This window comes from Paenibacillus planticolens, from assembly GCF_013141725.1.
Lineage (GTDB): Bacteria > Bacillota > Bacilli > Paenibacillales > NBRC-103111 > Paenibacillus_E > Paenibacillus_E planticolens.
The window spans coordinates 1-1,684 of sequence record NZ_WHNZ01000055.1; the positions used below are offsets into that span (position 1 = coordinate 1).

The window sequence follows — 1,684 nt, forward strand, 5'->3', positions numbered from 1 at the left end:
GCGACGATATCGAATTCCAATTGAAAGATCAGTACGGTAAAGATGTTTCAAAAATCGGTTCCGATATTGCAAGCGCAAATGGCCAAAAATCCAACTACCGCGTCAAAGTTGAAGTAACAACAGACGGTGAAGGTACAAACGCAGCACCTAAAGTTGAGCATGCAGCAACGCCGGTTGCTGGAGCGCCAGCAAATGTAACAACGTACTACTATAAAAATGACCAATTGGCTGACTTCAACAAAGGCTTTAACCTAACTTCAACGACAGGTAAAGTAGGAAAAGTTACGGTAAAAGCTGTCGTTGAAAAAGCGACAAATGGTGGAGCTTACTCGGATTACTCATCTGCCGTAACTCGTACTTTCGAAGCAGTGAAGTCGGATACAGCTTTGACGTACTCCATTAATACACTTGGCACGCTGTATGCAGCACAAGACAACTTGAAAGCAGACTTTACAGATGGAGAGAAAGTAACAGCTGGAGCAAGTCAATTTGACAAAAAACTGTCTGTTATCGCGAAAGATTCAGCAGGAAACAAAGTCGTTCTTCCTACCAACGCTGTACAAGGTATTTCAAGCTCGGATCCATCCGTAGCAACCGTGGCTGTAAATGGTACAGACGGCTATGTCATCGGTAACAAAGCAGGAACAGCTACTGTATCTGCCGTCGTTCTGACAAACAAAGGCGAGACCATTAACTTGACTCAAACGGTAACAGTGAAAGCAGACGCGATCACGGTAGACAAGCTTGAAGCAGGAGCAACGACTGCAACGTATAAAGAAGGTAACATGGCATACGACTACTTCACTGATGGTGATGACACGCTGATGGTAACAGACCAATACGGTATCGAGTACGAAAACGCAGCAATCAATCAATATGATGCCGTACTAGGACTTCGTTACACCGTATCCGTCGTGAGCGGCAGTGGTAATGTAGAAATGAATGCACAAACAGGCGCGATTACACAAATCAACGGCAATGTGCATGAGTTCTTGATCACAGCTATTGCACCGAATGGCAAATCCGTTCAAGTTGCAGTTGCAATGCCACAAAACTAAGACTAAATAAAAGAGACCCTTCGGGGTCTTTTTTATTTATATATATTTTCTATCCTTCACAATCCGGATTGCTGGAAAATACTTATCAATGAAATTATGTATATACTCAAGTATACTAAGTCATGTAGCCGAGATGATAGACGAAAAGCTACACGTAGTTAACAAAGAAGATTCAACAGTCGTCCCGTTGGTTATAAGTTTTTATAACAAAAACTTTAAAATATTAGGAGGAAACAAACCCTTATGAAGAAAACTCTTTCCGTAGTCCTTACATCCGCTATGGCCTTCTCCATGTTCTCGTCCCTGGCATTCGCTAAGACGTCTGCTGACTTTACAGACTTGAAAGACCTGGATGCTGCGACAAAAGCAAAATTTGATGCGATGATCTCTGCTGGTATTTTCGATGGCGTATCCGACACAACATTCGGTCTGAAAGACGAAATGAACCGTGCGCAATTCGCAAAAGTTGCAGCACTTATCATGGGTCTTGACATCAACAAAGACTTGCAAACTTCCAGCTTCTCTGACGTTAGTGTAACCGACGAAGCAAACGGCTATGCACTTCCTTACATCGAAGCTTTGAAAACAGCTGGTGTAACAGACGGTTATGCGGAAGGCCAATACAA

At 42.9% G+C, this 1,684-nt stretch carries 1 protein-coding gene and 1 pseudogene; both read left to right on the forward strand.

Annotated features, from left to right (window positions below):
- Positions 1–1,058: pseudogene (locus GC097_RS24225) on the forward strand (hypothetical protein); the annotation flags it as partial.
- A 243-nt stretch (positions 1,059–1,301) separates the two neighbouring features.
- The coding region (locus GC097_RS24230) for an S-layer homology domain-containing protein (RefSeq protein WP_171685887.1) at positions 1,302–1,684 on the forward strand (383 nt) is incomplete at its 3' end.